5 protein-coding genes are annotated in these 17,318 nt (G+C 68.9%); all 5 read right to left on the bottom strand.

The features are described from left to right. Positions 1 to 42: 42 nt before the first annotated feature. Positions 43 to 2,241 (bottom strand): aldehyde oxidoreductase molybdenum-binding subunit PaoC, encoded by a 2,199-nt coding sequence (gene paoC / locus JAB4_RS14575; RefSeq protein WP_070224340.1) that lies wholly within the window; start codon positions 2,239 to 2,241, stop codon positions 43 to 45. A 4-nt stretch (positions 2,242 to 2,245) separates the two neighbouring features. Beyond that, positions 2,246 to 3,205 carry a xanthine dehydrogenase family protein subunit M gene (locus tag JAB4_RS14570; protein ID WP_070300446.1) on the bottom strand — a complete coding sequence of 320 codons (960 nt, stop codon included), beginning with the start codon at positions 3,203 to 3,205 and terminating at the stop codon, positions 2,246 to 2,248. Continuing rightward, positions 3,202 to 3,858 carry an aldehyde dehydrogenase iron-sulfur subunit PaoA gene (paoA, locus tag JAB4_RS14565; RefSeq protein ID WP_070224338.1) on the bottom strand — a complete coding sequence of 219 codons (657 nt, stop codon included), beginning with the start codon at positions 3,856 to 3,858 and terminating at the stop codon, positions 3,202 to 3,204. The genes JAB4_RS14570 and paoA overlap by 4 nt, the downstream gene beginning before the upstream one ends. Before the next feature lie 76 nt (positions 3,859 to 3,934). Continuing rightward, on the bottom strand, positions 3,935 to 4,660 hold the full coding sequence (locus tag JAB4_RS14560) for a sigma-70 family RNA polymerase sigma factor (protein ID WP_070224337.1): 726 nt from the start codon (positions 4,658 to 4,660) through the stop codon (positions 3,935 to 3,937). Next, the gene (locus JAB4_RS14555; protein ID WP_083287079.1) at positions 4,657 to 17,280 is read right to left on the bottom strand and encodes a filamentous haemagglutinin family protein; all 12,624 of its coding nucleotides are present in this window, start codon (positions 17,278 to 17,280) and stop codon (positions 4,657 to 4,659) included. Before JAB4_RS14555 ends, JAB4_RS14560 begins: the two co-directional genes overlap by 4 nt. Positions 17,281 to 17,318 lie beyond the last annotated feature (38 nt).

Here is a 17,318-nt window from a genome sequence, read left to right as displayed (position 1 = left end):
AAATACACGCTTTGTCACGCGCGCGCCGGCGCCGGGCAGATGTCAGCTCATGACGGGCAGTCCGCGCAGCAACTTGTCGAGGGTCAGCGGATAGTCGCGCACGCGCACGCCCGTCGCGTTGTAGACGGCGTTGGCGACGGCCGCCGCCACGCCGCAGATGCCCAGCTCGCCCACGCCCTTGGCTTTCATGGGCGAGGACATGGGGTCCGTTTCATCGAGGAAGATCACGTCCTGGTGCGGGATGTCGGCGTGCACGGGCACTTCGTAGCCGGCCAGGTCGTGGTTGACGAAGAAGCCGCGGCGCCGGTCGACCACCAGTTCCTCCATCAGGGCCGCGCCCACGCCCATGGTCATGGCGCCGATCACCTGGCTGCGCGCCGATTTCGGGTTCAGGATGCGGCCGGCCGCGCACACGGCCAGCATGCGGCGCACGCGTACTTCGCCCGTGTCGCTGTCCACGCCCACTTCGACGAAATGCGCGCCGAACGTCGATTGCTGGAATTTTTTATCGAGCTCGCCGTATTCCATATGGTCTTCCGCGACGACGTCGCCATGGGCGGCGGCGGCGGCGAGCGGCACGCTGCGTTCGCCCTGGCTGACTTGCCCATCGGAAAAGCGCGCCTCCTTTTCATCAAAGCCCAGCTTGCCGGCGATGGCCTGACGCAGGCGCACGCAGGCAGCGTACACGCCGGCCGTCGAGCTGTTGCCGCCCCACTGCCCGCCCGAACCGGCCGAGACGGGAAAATCCGAGTCGCCCAGACGCACGACGACCCGGTTCAAGGTCACGCCCAGCATTTCCGCCGCCGTCTGCGCGATGATCGTATAGCTGCCCGTGCCGATATCCGTCATGTCGGTCTCGACGGTCACGATGCCGTTGCCATCGAGACGCACCCTGGCGGCGGACTGCATGACGAGGTTGTTGCGGAAAGCGGCCGCCACGCCCATGCCCACGAGCCAGCGGCCGTCGCGCCGCATGCCCGGCTGCGCTGCTCTCTCTTTCCAGCCGAATTCCACGGCGCCCGTGCGCAGGCAGTCGATCAGGCGGCGCTGGGAAAACGGCCGGCCCGGTTTTTCCGGGTCCACCTTGGTGTCGTTCAGGATGCGCACGACGATGGGGTCCATGTTCAATTTCTCCGCCAGCTCGTCCATGGCGATTTCCAGCGCCATCAGCCCCGGCGCCTCGCCCGGCGCGCGCATGGCGTTGCCTTCTGGCAAGTCGAGCACGGCCAGGCGCATGGCCGTCATGCGGTTGGCCCCCGCGTACAGCAGGCGCGTCTGCATCACGGCCGTTTCCGGCTGACCGCCCTTCAGGTCGCCGGACCACGATTCATGGCCGATGGCCGTGATCTTGCCGTCGCGCGTGGCGCCGAGGCGCAGGCGCTGGATGGTGGCGGGCCGGTGCGTCGTGTTGTTGATCATCATGGGCCGCGTCAGGGCGACCTTGACGGGACGCTGCGCCGCCCGGGCCCCCAGGGCCGCCAACAGCGCTTCGGCGCGCACGAACAGCTTGCCGCCGAAACCGCCGCCGATGTAGGGCGAGACGATGCGCAGCTTGTCCTTCGGCATTCCCAGGGTGCGGGCCAGATCGCCCCGGCCCCAGTCCACCATCTGGTTCGCCGTCCACACCGTCAATTTATCCCCCTCCCAGGCGGCAATCGAGGCGTGCGGCTCCATCATGGCGTGCGACTGGTCAGGCGTCGTATAGGTCGCGTCCAGCCGCACTGGCGCATTCGCAAAGGCGCCGGCGAAGTTGCCCGTCTTGCTGTCGGGCTTGCCGTCCTTCGGCTTGGCCGCCGTGCCCTTTGCTTTGGCCAAATCGAAGGCGCCCGGCTGCTCGATATACTTGACATCGAGCAACTGCGCGGCCGAACGCGCTTGCTCGAACGTTTCCGCCACCACCAGCGCGATGGCCTGGTGGTAATGCTCGATGTCCGGCCCGCCCAGCAGCTTCGCCGTGTTCATCTTGCCTTTGCCCAGCTTGCCCGCCGATTCCGCCGTCACCACGGCCAGCACGCCGGGCGCGCGGCGCGCGGCGCTGGTGTCGATCGAAGCGATGCGCCCCTTGGCAATCGCCGCGCCGACGACGTGACCGTAGGCGGCATGCGGCGCGGCCTTGTTCTGCTCATACGCGTACGGCGCCGTACCCGTGGTTTTCAGGGGGCCGTCGATGCGGTCCGTAGGGCGCCCCACGACCTTCAGCTGGTCGATGGGATTGGTGGTCGCAGGTGTCGTGAATTTCATCGCTCTAGCCTTTCTTCGCTGGTGCTTGCGCCAGGACGGACGCCACGGTGCGCTGCGCCAGGATCAGCTTGAAGCCGTTATCGGCCGTCGGCCTGGCGCCGGCCAGCAGGCGTTCGCTCACGGCGGCCGCGCCAGCGGGCATGGCCTGCTCGGCGGCGGCAAGCCGCCACGGCTGCGGCGCGACGCCGCCCAGGGCCAGCCTGCCGGTGCCATCGGGCAAGATGATCGCCGCGACAGACACCAGCGCGAACGCGTACGAGGCGCGGTCGCGCACCTTGCGGTAGACGTGCGTGCCGCCGATAGGCCGGGGCAAGGTCACGCTGGTGATCAATTCGCCCGGCTGCAGCACCGTTTCCAGCTGCGGCGTACTGCCCGGCAAGCGGTAAAAGTCGGCGATGGGGATGCTGCGCGTGCTGCCGTCGGCCCGCACCGTGTCGATGCCGGCGTCGAGCACGCGCATGGCGACGGCCATGTCGCTCGGGTGCGTGGCGATGCACGCCTCGCTGCCGCCCAGGATGGCCAGCGGCCGGCTGAAGCCGGCTATGGCCGAGCAGCCGCTGCCCGGCACGCGCTTGTTGCACGCCTGGTTCGTGTCATAGAAATACGGGCAGCGCGTGCGCTGCAGCAGGTTGCCGGCCGTCGTCGCCTTGTTGCGCAATTGCGCCGAGGCGCCGGCCAGCAAGGCGCGCGACAGCACGGCATAGTCGCGCCGCACCGTGGCGTGCGCGGCCAGGGCCGTGTTGCGCACGAGGGCGCCGATGCGCAAGCCGCCGTCCTTCGTCGTCTCCACCTTGTCCAGCGCGAGGCCATTGACGTCGATCAAATGCGCGGGCGTCTCGATTTCCAGTTTCATCAGATCGAGCAGATTCGTGCCGCCCGCGATGAAGCGGGCGCCCGGCGTAGTCAAGGCGGCGGCCGCCGCTTCGGCCGGCGTGGCGGGCTTTTGATAGCTGAACACTCTCATGCGGGCCTCCCCGCCACCTCGGTGATGGCTTCGATGATGTTGGAATAGGCGCCGCAGCGGCAAATATTGCCGCTCATGCGTTCGCGCAATTCTTCGGGCGTCGCTTGCGGGGCCGCGTTCAGGTCCGCGCTGACGTGGCTGGGGATGCCCTGGCGGATCTCGCCCAGCGCGGCGACGGCCGAACAGACCTGCCCCGGGGTGCAGTAGCCGCATTGATAACCGTCATGCGCGATGAAGGCGGCCTGCATCGGATGCAGTTTCTCCGGCGTGCCCAGCCCCTCGATAGTGGTGACTTTCGCGCCGTCATGCATCACGGCCAGGGTCAGACAGGCATTGATGCGCTGGCCGTCGAGCATGACGGTGCAGGCGCCGCACTGGCCGTGGTCGCAGCCCTTTTTGGTTCCCGTCAGTTGCAAATGTTCGCGCAAGGCGTCGAGCAAGGTGGTGCGCGTGTCGAGTTCCAGGCTGTGGCGCCGGCCGTTGACGTTCAGGCCGACCTTCATCAGGACGGGCGGCGCCTGTCCGGATTGGGCCGCGCCATGGGCCGCTTCGGCCGCCCCCGTCACGCCGGGCACGGCCACCGCCGTGGCCGACAGCGCACCGGCGATCAGCAAGCCGCGCCTGCCGGCATTGATGTGATTACAATCTGTCATCTCGCGCTTCCTCCTGGCTGTGGACTGGCTGGGTGGGCGCATGCAGGCCCGAAGCAGCAGTCTGACGGCCGGATGCCTAAGCGTCTGTACGCGAACGAACGTTCAGCCTCAAGCTGCGCCGGGTCGTGCCGACGCCGCCCTGCGCCGCGTAGCCCGTGTGGCGGGCGCAATGGTCGAGCGCCTGGCGCAAGGCCGTATCGACGTTGCGCAGCGACATGTCGTGCCGCTCGGCCACTTCCTGGCGGGTCAGCTCATCCACGCGCAGCGCTTCGAGCACCTGCCGGTGGCGCCGCGGCAGCAAGTCGACGGCTTGCGCCAGCCGGCGCACGTCGGCATGCAGCTCGGCCAGGCGCTCCGGTCCCGCCGCCGTATCGGCGAGGAAATCGACGAGGCCGGCGACGCCATCCTCCTCGTCCGCATACAGCCAGGCGCGATTGCGCCGCAGACTGTCCATGGCCGCGTTGCACGCCACGCGAAACACATAGGCGACGGGGCTGTGCGCCAGGGCCGCACCGTCCCCGGCCGTCAGCGCGCCCAGGCGCAGCCATGCGTCGTGCAGGCTGTCACTGGCCAGCTCGGCGCAGCCCAGGTGGCGCGCCAGGCGCCGGTGCAGGGCCGCGTAATTGCTTTCCAACACCGCCTGCAGCCGGGCGCCCTGCCCCGGCGCCGGCGTTGGCACGGGCGCCATATCGTTGGCCGCCTGCATGCGGGGCCGGATGGCAGGCCGGTACCAGGCCATGCCTGCCTGCCGCATGGCACCTGTCATGCGCAAGGGCAAGGCGCCAGCCATGCCGGCCATCATGGCGACAACCTGCTGCGCTCTTGCGCCGTCAGCTGGCGCGTGGCCGATTCCGGCAGCGTACCCAGGCCCAGTACGCGCACGGCGCTGCGCGGGTTGTAGTCGGCCGCCTCGGTGCGCGCGCCATCCTGCGGCGCCGCTTGCGCGCTGTCGGGCGGTGCGTCGTTGCCAAAGCCCAGCACGCGCACCGTGAACACGGACGGCTGCGCGGCACGGGTGGCGGCGCGCTCGCGCTGCACCACGTCCTGCGCGGCGGCCGTCGCCTGCGTGGCGGCCGCACTGGCGTTCGTCATGGCGGCCACGTTGACGGACGCCACCGTCGGCATGCCCTTCGATTCGCCTTTAACCTGGATGTTCGCCGCGTTCACTACCGTCAGCGCGGCCAGGTTGACGCTGCCCGAGACGCGGATGCCCGCCTCGCCCGCGTCGATGGTGCCCAGCGGCGCCAGCAAGTCCACGTCGCCGGCCGGCACTTCCGCGATCGGCGCCAGGGTGGCGATGCCGGCGCCCGTGCTCGGCACGTCGGACGACAGGGTCACATTGCCCCAGTTGTCATACACGCGCTTGGGCGGCGTGTAGACGATGGTCGACTTCGAGCCGCGCCCCGCGTTGATGTCGCCCTCCGACGACCAGCCGAGGATATCGCCGCCAAACGTCGTCATGACGCGGCTCTGGCCCAGCAGGATGCTGCCGTGTGAGAACAACTCGATATTGCCGCCGCCCTTGGTGATGACGCCCGAGGTCGACGGCGGCGCCTCGCCTTCGATGCCGAACACCTGCTTGCCGCCAGGCGTCAACAGCTGGATGTCGCCGCCGAAGTTGGTGTGCACGTAGCCGCTGCGGGGGAAATAGTCCCAGCGCTGCTCGCCGTCGTTCCGCTTGGCGTAGAGCCCGCGGTACATGACGATGTCGCCCGCATAATCGATGGCCTTGCCGCTGGCGTCCTTGGCCGGCGCCAGGGCCGCGATGGCATTGCGGCTGCGCAGGAAGCTGCCGTAGCGGGCGCTGTCCGCATCGTTGAATTCGCGCCCGCCCGCCTTCAGTTCCGCGAAATATACGTCGCGGGCAAAGACGCGCTGCTGCGGCTCGGGCAAGGCCAGATAAAAGGCCTGCGCCTCGGCAGCCGTGCCCTTGAAGCCGTAGCGTTCATTCAGCCAGGTCGTCAATTCGGTCGCGTACGACTTCACCACCTTGCCGGCCTGCTCGGCCAGCGGCACGCCCGTCTGCGCCACGTTGGCCGGGTCAAGATACGGCTTGACGAAGCGCAGGTAATCGAGACCGGCCGCGCCCACGCCCGCCTGCATGGCGATGCCGGCGCCCGGGCGTTTATCTCCGGCGACGACGGGACCGAGGCTGACGACGCTGCCCTTGTCCTGCATCAATATGTTGCGTCCCGCGCTGATGTCGAGCGTGCCGGGGCCGGCCACGTTGAAGGAGCTGTTCAGGATATCGCGTCCGGCCGAGACCACCGAGACGTCAAACGCATTGTTGTGCACGAACAGGTTGCTGTAATTCCTGAATATCATGCCGCTCGTGTTCTCGCTACCGTCTATACCCTCAAGCAATGCCGTACCGCTGCTGACGATATCGCGGCCCGCCTTCATCCACACCGGTTGCGCCCCCTCATACCAGGTGGTGCCCGCATGCCTGGCGTCGTAGAACGCGACCATGCGGCCGCTATTGACGCCGATCAAATCGCCCTTCACGGCATAGATGCGGGCCGCTTGCGTGCCGCTGTTGGCGCGCCCGGCGGCGGAATCGGGGCCGAAGGCGAACAGCGGGAAGTTCGAGCGCGTCGCCGGAGCGCCCGTGCTGGAAATGTTGCCCGTCACGGGATTAGAGTCGGCCGCATTCGCGCTCCAGCCCACGAAGGCTGGCTTGAACGGCGTCGCCATGCTGTCCGCGCCGGCGCCGGACTGGCTGACGGCATAGCCGCCCGCATAGATGGAATCGCCGGCCAGCCACTCCAGCTGGGCATTCGGCGATGGCGCCAGCACCAGCGGCTCGGCATAGCTGTTGGCGCTATTCCAGCTGGCGGTTGCCTTGCCGTAGTACAAACTGCCATTCGGCGCCGCGACGCGCACGATGGACGGGTAAACGATGGCCAGGTCGGTGGCCGTGCCGACCGGTGCCGTCAACGGCGTCATATTGCCGCCGGCGGAGAACAGGTCGAGCGCCGTGCGCGGCGTCCACAGGCTGAACCAGCTGTAGCCGACGCCCGCCTCGCCCGCGGCGCTGGTGAACGGGGATGCGCTGAGCAAAGGCACGCGGCCGGGGTCGGCCACGTCCTGCAACACCTGGTCGCCCAGGGTCGCCACCGTGAAGGTGGCGTCGCCCGGCACCAGGGTCATGCCGCCCTTCGGCGCGGCGCGCGTCGCGGTGAAGGCATCGTAGGCGCGCGTTTCCAGCGGCACGTGCTGGGTAGGCTGCGAGCCGTATTCCAGCGCCACGCTGCCCAGTTGCGTGGCCGACGTGGCCGCGTGGCCGCGCACATCGACCAGCGCGCCATTCATGTGGTTGAGGCCTGCCGTGCCGGCCGGATTGAGGGCGCCGCCAACGCGCAGATCGAGGTCGCCGCCGCCCGTCAGCAGCAGGCTGCCATCGGCCTGCACGCGGCCCGTGCCGCCCACGGCCAGCAGCAGGCCCTGCGAACGGGTATTGATATTGTTGTCAAAACTGCTGCCGGACAGCAGCGCCTGCACGCCCGCGTCGCCGGCCACGTCGGCGCGCACGTTGCCGCCGCCCAAGGTACCGAAGCCCGTAAAGCCCAGCAGCTTGTCGGCGCCCTTGTTGCCGCTGGCATCGCCCACATAGCTGCCGAAGTTGATCCACCACGCCGCCGGCTGCGCCTGGCCACCCGTGGCGACCGCGCCGCTGCCCTGGCGCCACAGCCAGTTGCCGACGGCCGCGCTGTCGTGGCCGCTGTCCGAACCGACGGGACGCAGATTGATCGCGCTGCTGCCCGTCATCAGCGAGCCCGTCAGGTTGCCCGCCACGTTCAGCAGCAGGTTGCCGCCCTGGTCCGGGTACCAGGCGCGGTACACGCTGTCGGCGCCGCCGTCGACCAGGTGTTCGTGCGCACCGTCAGGATTGCTCAGCACCTTGCCGTCGGCATTGCGGCCGCGCGCCTGGTTGTACGGATCGCCGGCCGACGTCGCCACGGACGACATGCCTGCCGTGTACACGCCATACAGGCTATCCAGGCGCAGGTCGCCGCCGCTGACCAGGTCCAGGTCGCCCGTGCCCGTGCGCAGCACGCTGTGGCGCAGGCTCGAGGCCTTGTAGTCGAACGTGGCGTTGGCCGTGCCGCACCAGGTGGGCTTTTCCTCGCAAACCGTCGGCCACTTGAGCGCCACGGGGTCGAGCAGGTCGCCCGCCTTCACGTTGTCATCCGCAAACTCTTCCGCGCCGGCCTTGGTCCACACGTAGGCCACCTTCAGCACGCACAGGGACGGGTCGCTGGCGCAGAGCTCCGCCACAGTCTGGCCGAACTGACTGGTGAATTCCTCGGTGATGACTTCGCCCGCCACGATGCCTTCGACGCCCAGTTCCGCAGCCGCTTCGCTCCAGTACTGCACGCCTTTCGGCGGCACGAGGATGCCATACATGCCGTAATGGCTGTCGGCCAGGCGCAGGGTGCCGTGGCTTGGGTGCGCCTGCACGCTGCGCGTGTCAGCCGCATCGAGGTCGGCACCGGCCACCAGGCGCATGCCCCAGGCTTGCGAGCCTTCGGCCAGCATGGGCGCGATCGCCCACAGCTTGCCCTGGCTGCCCGCCACTTCCGGGCGCAGCTGAATCGACTTCACATCGGGCATCAGCTTGACGTCGGTGCCGGACGGGATCAATGCGCCCACGGCCAGCGCCAGGTTGCCATCAAGTACGAAAACGCTGCGTTCGCCAGCCACGCCCGGCAGCGGCACGCCCTTGGGCCAGCTCATGGCGCGCACCTTGACCGCTTGCGCCAGCACGCTGCCCGCATCGAGGCGCATGCCGGGCGTAAACACTTGTTGCGTCGTCAGCAAGGTGCCGGCCGCGTGGACAATATTGCCGTCGCTGTCGCGCACGGCGGCGGCCAGCACGGTGCCCGCCCGCACCGTCATGGCCTGGTCCAGCACGACGGCCACGGGCAGGCGCGTATTGGCCAGCAGATTGAAACCCTTGACGGGCACGTCGTAATTGAGCGCGATCCCGCCCGGGAACAAGGTGCCGTCGGCCAGGGTCACGCCCTGGCCCGGGACGATGACGTCGCTGCCATTGATGTCGCGCCCCGGCAGCAGGACCCAGCCGCCGTCATCCTTGGTGGCGGGCGGCGGCGCGAAACCGTCGTTGATGCTGCCGTAGATGCTCAAGTCGCCGCCGGCGCGCAGCAGCAGGTTGCCCACCTCGCCCGACCCGCGCACATTTGTTGCTTGAAAGCGCGGATTGAGGCTGGCGTAGCGCATGCCTGACAAATCCAGGTCGCCCTGCACCACCAGGTCGCCGTCCGGCGTCTTGCTGACGATATCGACGCCGGGACGCAGATGCAGCGCATCGGCATACGCGGCCGTGGCCAGGCCCGCCAGCTTGATATTGCGCAAGTTCGTGTTGGCCAGCGCCGCGTCAATGAAGGCCGTGCTGTCCGCATGCTTGCTGTCGAGATATGCCTGGTTGATCACCTGGTAGGGGCGGCCGCTGGCCGACAGGTCCGCGGCATAGGCCGCATCGTCGTAGCGCTGCATGGCGTTGACGGCGATCGATTTCGCGCCGCGTATCGTCAAACCGCCGCCGGCCGCAATGGCGATGTCGCCGAAGGTGGCCGCGTCCGCATCCGTGCGGGAACCGCCGCTGCCCAGGCGCGGCGCGCTCAGTTCCACCGTGCCGCGCGCGGCGCCGTCGTATTCGCCCTTGCCCTTGCCGGCCACGGCTGCCGTGGCATGGCGCACGTCGATCTGCGCGCCGCCGGCCAGGTCCAGCACGCCCTCGCCCGCGTTCAGTTCGACCATGGCCCGGTTCGGGCTGTCGATGATCTTGCCGTAGCTGTCGACGCGCAACAGCGTGCCATGCGCGTCGAGCACGGCGTTGCCTGCCAGGGTGAGACCATGCTTGCCGGCCAGGCGGATGCTGCCCACGCGCTCGCCGCTGGCGTCGATCGTGCCGGCCACCGTCAGGCGGCCGTTGTCGAGCGATACCTGCACTTCGCCCGCCTTCAGCTCATTGCCGATGGTCAAGTCGCCCTGCTTCAGCTGGAAGCTGCGCGCACCCGTCACGCCGCCTTCGTTCAGGCGCGTGTTCAGCAACGCGAACCGGCTGTCCGGCGCGCCGCCTGCGCCCAGGGTTTGCGCGCGCACGTCCACGCTGCCCTTCTTGTACGGGACCATGGTGCCGCCCGCGTCGTAGCTGCCGCTGGCGCCGCCCAGTATCTTGCCCTGCAAATCCACCATGCCGGCCGCGCCATCGAGGGCCACGGCCTTCAGGCTGCCGGCGCGGTTGTTCTCGGCCGACAGGTCGATCACGCTGCCAGCGCCCTGGCCGATATCGCCGGCGCGGCTGTCCAGGATCACGTCGCCGCCCCAGCTGTATTTGTCCACGTCGAAGAAGGTGCTCTTGCGACCCGCCATGTCGATGCGCGCGCCGTCGGCCACGGCGATGTCGTGCTGCGCGTTGATGGTCAGCTTGCCGCTCGGCAGCACCACGGCCGTCGCCACGCTCACGCTGTCGCCGTTCAGCGCCAGCTGCGCGCCCAGCGCAGCGTTATTCTTGACGGGAGCCGCTGGCGCCGTACCGGCCGGCGCCGCTACCTTCAGCGCGCCGCCCGACGTGTAGCTGTGCGCGGAACCGGCCTCGCCCGTCAGCAGCGGCGTGCTGATATTGAGGTTGCCGCCGCTGTACTGGAAACCCTTGCCCGTTTCATATGCGCCCTGCGCCTGGTAGACGGACAGGCTGCCCTTGTGGTTGGCCGTTACCTGGCCCGACGCCTTCAGGTTGACGGAGCCAAAACCCAGGGCCAGGCGGTCGAACGAGGCGACGCCGGCCGGCTGCGTGAACGGGCCGAAGCCGAAATCGATGCGTTCCGCTTCCAGGTTCAGGGTGCCGCTGCCCGTGCCGGCGCCATGCGTGATGACATTGCCGGCCGGCGACAGGGCACCGCCCCAGATCAGGTTGGCAGTGCGGATGGTCGCCACGGTGTTGGCGCCGCCCTGTCCATACATGGCCGGCGTGGTCAGCACCAGGCGGTCCAAGGTGGATTTGCCCGTGCCCTTGTCGTAGGTGTCGAGCACCACGTCGCCATAGAAATTGACGCTGTCGGCCGCGTTCAGCATCAGCGCCTGCAGGGCTGGCGCGCCGGTGCTGGTGTCGCCGCGCAGCAGGCGGTCCAGCACGCCCTGGTTCATGGCCAGGCCGCTCGAGCGCGTGCCGTTGGCCTGGGCCGCCGCCAGCGCCTCGCTGCTGCCCATGTTGATGGCGCCCACGGCCAGGCTCAGGTTGCGCGTGCCGTAGCGGGCCGTGTCGTCCAGTGCGAAACTGCCGTTCGTCGACAACAGCAAGGTGCCTTCCGAGTACAGGCTCGCTGTTCCTTTGTCGGTGCAGGCGTCGCCGCACACGCCGATGCGGATGCCGCCGCGCGCCGTGCCGCTGACGGGTGCCACGTTGAGCAAGCCGTTCGAGGCGGCCAGCATGTGCACGTCCGCGCGGCCTTTTTGGTAGATAAAGCCGTCGTTGGCGTCGTACGCGGCCTTGCCGCGCCCCACAGTGCTGATGCCGGCGCCGGGCGCGATATCGATCAAGCCGTCGCCCAGCAGATAATTACTCGGGTCTTGGGCAACGAGGAACACTTCCGGCGCCGACAGGATGGCGCCCGCGCGCAGGTAGATGGCGCGCGCCGTGTTGAAACCGAAGTTCACGTAGTTGCCGCCCTGGCCATATTCCACGGACGGTGCATTGCCTACCACAATACGGGCCGCGCCGATATTGTTCAGGCTTGAAGCACGCACACTGACCAGCCCGGCGCCGCTGGCGGCCGGCGCGCCGTCGGCGAGGATTTCAATGTCGCCGTCGGTGACATTGCTCGACCCCAGCACCACGGTGCCGCCGTAGCCGCCCTCGGCCGTGGAGAATTTGCCCGTGCCCTTGAACTGGAACGTGTCCGGGCCGCCGCCTTGCGCCAGGGTCAGCTTGAGCGTTTTCGCGTCGGCAGGCAGCAGTGCGCGGGGAATGCCGCGCGTTTTCGCATCGGCCAGCGCGAACGCCGCATAGCCGGTTTCGTTGTATTGCGAATACGTGCGCAAGACCTTGGCCGGCGTGAGTATCAGCTGGCTGGCCAGCGGCGCGCGGATGTCCGTGCCGGCGATCGACAGGGTGCCGGGCGCGGCCCAGGAACCGTTGCGCAGCGGCTGCGCCAGCGAGCCGGCGCTGCCTTGCCCCGCCAGGCCGTTCAGTTCCACGCGGAAAGCGCCCGGCAGCAAGGCATAGGTCGACGGCATCAGGGTGTAGGTGCCGGCGGGCAGACCCGGCACGCCGCTGCCTATCGTCACCTGCCGGCCGATGGCCGCATCGGCGGCGCCCTTGTCGCCGCCCGACGGCGCCTGCGGCGCTTGCGCGCCCGGCACGATGGCGTACACGGGGTTGGTTGCCAGGCCCGGCAGGATGAAGCCGCCATTCGGGCCCACCTGCACCAGCGGATGGGTGCGCGCGTCGGTGGAGCCGCCGCGCCCGGAAATGAAACCTGCACCCGTCAGTTCGCCGCCGCCCGACAGGTCGAGCAGCGCGCCCGGCCGCACGTCCACGGCCACGCCGGCGATGTCCACGCCGATGCGCAGGCCGCCCTGCACATTGATGCCGCCCACGCCCATCAAGGTGGCCGGCTTGCCGTTGACGTTCCAGGTCTGGCCATCGACGGTGCCGCCATACGGCATGACCAGGCCGGCGCCGCTGACGGAGGTGATACTACCTGGCAACAAGTTAACGGTCAGGCTCCTGTCGTTCTCATAGCCGGCCGCGCCGATGGCCAGGCGCCCCAGCGGCGCGCGCACGACGCCGCCCTGCTCGATGTGCGCGGCGGCCAGTTCCAGCGAGCCGAAAGCGGAATACGGCATGAGCGGCACGTCAGCCGTGCTGCGGGCGATGTTCAGGCTGTGGGCCGGATCGTAGCCAATCTTGCCGTTGACGATACCATAGCCGGCCCGCACGGCGGCGCCGGCGCCCGTTTCCGGGTACAGCTGGGCCGCGCTGAGGGTCATGTCGCCCGGCGTGGACAGCACCGTCGTCGGCTGGTTGCCGTCCCAGCCCAGCGGCGACAGCAGAAAGCGCACGTCGCCGCGGCTCGTCAGGCGCACCTCGTCCGCCCGAATGTCGACCAGGCCGCGCACGTCGATCAGGTCGCCAGCTATGCTGACCTGGCCGGCCATCGGCGCTTGGCCCGCCGTACCCGGCGTGACATAGAAATCGCGTCCCGCCGGCTTGACGCTGGCCAGGCGCACGTACGGTGCCGCGATGCCGACCTTCGCGCCGGCCTTGCTGCCTGGCGCCAGCACGGGCGCGCCATACAGCTGGAAGCTTTGCTGCAGCGTCAGCGACACGTCGCCATCGAAGGAGGCGGCGCCCAGCAGGGCCAGGTTGCCGAAGCCGCCCGCCTGCACCTGCTCGACCGAGTAACGGCCATGGCCGTACTGGAGCGCCTGCTGGCCGTCCTGCGCACCGATGCCTGCGGCCAGGTCGCTGGCAAGCTGGCGCTGCGAGAGGATCAGCTGGCGCCCCTGCAGCACCTTGTCCGTTGCCAGCGTTTTCAGGTAGACCGGGGTGCCCGTGGCCACGGACAGGCTGCCGCCCGCCGCGCCCGCACCGCCCGCCTTGGCCAGCAGCTGGCCGTCGAGGTACAAGCCGTTGTTCGACGCCAGCGCGATGCTGCCGCCCGCGCTGGCCACGTCGACAGCCGCGCCATTGACGTCCAGCACCGCATGCGCGCCGGACGCGTCGAGCACGGCGCCGTCGCGCACGACGACGAACAGGCTGGCCGCCGACGTGCTGCCCTGCGCATGGTCGATTTCGCCGCCGACGACGATGCTGCCGCCGTCCGCCACCTTGCCGTAGCGCCGGCCCTGCGCATCGGTGGCCGTGACGGCGCGCGACGCCACGTCGAGCACGGCATTGTCGCCGATCCAGATGGAACGGCCATGGCCGGCCGCTTCCACCGCTTCGGACACGTTCACGTCCACGCCCACGCCGCCCAGGCTGATCTTGCCGCCCCACGCGTTCAGGCGCCCGTCCACCGTCAACTGGCCCACGCTGGCCAGCTTGATGGACTGGCCCGCATCGACGCTCACCACGGCGCCCTTGTCTATCAGCAACTCGGCGCCGGCCATGTCGGCCGCGCCGGACTGGATATCGCCCACCTGCAGGGCCAGGCTGGCGCCCTTGCGCTGGGTCAAGGTGCCCTTGAGCGGGTTTTCCGTGACCTGTTCCGGCGTCCACAGGGCCAGTTTTTCATTGTCCACCACGCGCAGCACGGGCATGCGCACGTCGACTTGCGTGCCGTCCGCAACCGTCAAGCCCTGCTTGCCGACCAGGCTGTAACTGGAAAAACCCTGCTCAAAAAAGTCGCCGCCCAGTTGCAGGGTGCCGGCCTCGGGTTTTTCAGTTTTGCCGATCAAAATCTTGTTTGCCTGTAATTCCAGCTTGCCGCCGCCTTGCACGCCATGGCCGCGCACTTGCGCGCCTTCGCCCAGCACCAGGTCCGATGTCGTTCCGTAGCTGGCCAGGCTCACGTTGCCGCCCTTGCCGCCCTGCTGTTTCGCCTGCGACAGGATGGCCGCGCCCGAGCCGGCGTCGATCAGGCTGCCGCTGCCGACGCGCACGTCGCCATTCGCCCGCAGCGACACATTGCCGCCGTTGATATACGGCAGGCCGGCGGCGGCCAGCGGATCGCGCAGCACGTTGCTGAGCAGACCGCTGGTATCGAGGCTCACGCCATCGGCCAGCACCAGCTTGCCCACGGGCCCGCCCGGATTGACGACCGTGTCGTTCATGCCCAGCGCGCCGAGCTGATTCAGCACATTACCGGCCGCAATGCTGCCGCCATGGCTGCGCAGGCTGGCGTTGATCGCCACGTCCTTGCCGAACAGGGTGATGTTGCCGCCGTCGGCCACCTGCAGCGCGCTGTCGACCGTGATCGCGCCTTTCGCGGCGAGGCGGATGGCGCCCAGTTGCTGGCTGTTGAGCAAGTTGGTATCGAGCAGCAGCTTGCCTTGGCGCTCTGACGCGAGCACGTCGGCCACGTCGAGGCCGGCGGCGATGCCGTCCTGCACGCGCGTCAGGCGCACCTCGTCCATGACGGCCGACAATGCGTGCTGCAGCACGCCCGTGCGCTTGTCGAACATCGGCTGGTACTGGCCGACGATCAGCTGCCCCCGCTGCGCGGCGGCGAACTGCGACTGCTGGTAGCCGTCGAGCAGGGCCTGCGGCGCCTGGGTCTGGCGCTCGCCCTGGAAGACCTCGCCCGCGATGCCCCCTTCCAGCACGGCCGAACCGGTGGCGACCACCAGCTTGCCCGCGTCGCGGCCCACCGTGTAGCCGTTTTCCAGGCGCTGTTGCGCGGCGATCAATGGATTGGCGTAGAACGCGCTGGCATCCTTGCCCCAGCGCGCATGTTCTTCCTCATAACCCTTGTATACGCCCGCGTACGGCAAGTCGGCCGGCGCGCTGCCCGCCTCATGCAACTTGCCGTCCACGCCTTTGAGCCAGGTCTGGCGCAGCGCGCCCGTCTGCACGTCCAGGGTGCCGCCCGACAGGTTGATGGCAGAACCAAGCTGCGTGACGACATCCTTGCCGCCGAAGCTGACGGTGCCGCCCTGCGCCATCCACTCGCTGACGGAATGGCCCTGCGTGCCCAGGTAGCCGGCCACTTCCAGCAAGCCGCCGGCCGTGTACCAGCGGTCGCTGTCGTAGCCGTTCGTGCCCTTCGGTACGAACACCAGCTTGCGGCGGTCGACCCAGATACTGCTGTTGAGCAAGGCCTTGCCGTCGCGGTTGACGGGCGCGTCGCGCTGCTCGTTGCCCTGCACGTTGATCTCGACATTGTTCGCCTCCATGGCCACCTTGACGCCCACGGCGCCGGAGACATCGAGCTGGGCGCCGTCGCGCAGCAGGCTTCGGCTGGCCGCGTTGACGGCGATCTGGCCGCCCGTGGCCAGGGTCAGCGAGTCGCCGAGGAATTCCACCGTGCCGGCGCTGCCGATCTCGATGCGCGACTGGTCGCGGCGGTCGCTGACGGCAACGATGTTTTCTGTGGACGTCGCGGCCGGGCCGCGCATGGCGTCGCGCTGGCTGTCGAGCGCCGTCGTCTTGCCGTCGTCCTCGATGACGATGGCCGTGGTGGCGCCCCGTCCCACGGTGACGGCCGCGTCGCTGCCCAGCGCGTTCAAGTGCACGGTGCCGCGCGTGGCGGCCGTGGTGGAGGCGAGCACGACGCCTTCCTGGCGCACGTCGCGCCCCGCCAGGGTAACGTCGCCTTCGCGCGCCTGGATCAGGCCCGTGTTGACGACCTTGCCCGCCGTGCTGCCGGCCGCGAACTGCGGCGTGACTTCGCTGCCGCGCGTGGTCGACAGCGGATTGCCATCCGTGCCCACGCCTTTTTTAATGGTAAAACTGTCGCCGGCGGCCAGCAGGGCCTGGCCCTTGGGCGTGGCGATCTCGCCCGCCTGGTGCACTTCCTTGCCCAGCAGCATCACGTAACCGCCGCCTTCCGTGCTGCCCTTGGGCGCATTGCTGGCCAGGCGCGCGCCCGCCTGTACCTGTACCTTGCCGGCCGCGTCAGTAAATGTCGTGGCGCCGGCCGTGCCGGCGCTGTAGATGCCGTTTTTCTGGAATTGCGTATCGCTGATGCGGGCCGCGGCCGCCACCAGGCTGCGCGTGTCGACCTGGCTCGTGCCGGTAAACACGATGCCGTTGCGGTTGACGAGCAGCACCGTGCCGTCGGCCTTGATCTGCCCCTGGATCTGGCTGGGACGCGCTTGCGGATCGTTGACCCGGTTCAGCACGGCCCAGTCCTTTTGCTGCTGGAAGGTCAGGGTCGTATCCTTGCCCACATTAAATGTTTCCCAGTTCAGGATGGCCTTGTCCGCCGTCTGCTGCACCACCACGGCCGTCTTGCCGTTCGCCACCGTCTGCACGGGCGCCTGGGCATGGAGCCAGCCGGCCGTCAGGCTGTTGGTGTCGACCTGCAAGCCGCCCTGCGCCACGCCGTTCGGCGCGCTGGCGCCGCCGGCGGCACTCTGGCGCGCCTGCGCCTGGGCCGCTTGCTGCGCGGCGATGGCGCGCGCGGCCAGGTTCAGGTTGTTGAGCGAGCGTTGCAACTGCTGATTGGCCTGCTGTTGCTGGCCCTCGGGCCGGCTGCCCAAGGGCAGCGGCTGGCCATTCGGCAATCGGCCCGAGGTGGCAGCCGTATTCTGCGCCGCCCCCTTGGCCGCGAACCAGCCGCCGCTGAACGCCTGCTGCGCCCGCGCCGGCGTGCTGAAGGCGCCCGCCATCAGCATGGTGGTCAGTGCGTAAGCAAGCGGCGTGAGCCGCAGGCGGCTGCCCAGCGTGGAAGTACGCTGCGCGCCCGTGTCAACGGTTGGGACTGGGCGCTGGGCAGTGTGAAGCTTGGTCATGGCAATGGTTTCCTGGCTAGTGGGATGGGAACGGAGCC

The organism is Janthinobacterium sp. HH102 (assembly GCF_001758625.2).
GTDB lineage: Bacteria > Pseudomonadota > Gammaproteobacteria > Burkholderiales > Burkholderiaceae_D > Janthinobacterium.
This window is presented reverse-complemented; position numbering and strand designations above follow the sequence as displayed.